Here is a 439-nt window from a genome sequence, read left to right on the forward strand (position 1 = left end):
CGGTCCGGGCGTGCGCCTGGACGCCGGCGTGGAGTCCGGCAGTGTGATCGGCCCGGCCTGGGACTCGCTGCTGGCCAAGCTGATCGTCACCGGCGCCACCCGGGCCCAGGCGCTGCAGCGCGCCGCCCGGGCGCTGGCCGAGTTCCAGGTCGAGGGCATGGCCACCGCCATCCCCTTCCACCGCGCGGTGGTCACCGACCCGGCCTTCGCCCCCGAGGTCAACGGGCGGCCCGCCGACCCCTTCACCGTCCACACCCGGTGGATCGAGACCGAGTTCGTCAACGACATCAAGCCATTCGCCGCGCCCGGCGCGGACACCGAGGACGACGAGCCCGGCCGCGAGACGGTGGTCGTCGAGGTCGGCGGCAAGCGCCTGGAGGTCTCCCTGCCCGCCTCGCTGGGTATGTCCCTGGCCCGCACCGCCGCGGCCGGCGGCGCC

At 75.6% G+C, this 439-nt stretch carries 1 pseudogene; it reads left to right on the forward strand.

The window, feature by feature from the left end:
• A pseudogene (locus AC2CJA_RS27250) lies at positions 1 to 439 on the forward strand (acetyl-/propionyl-CoA carboxylase subunit alpha); the annotation flags it as partial.

Source organism: Streptomyces sp. ATLC9 (assembly GCF_057196705.1).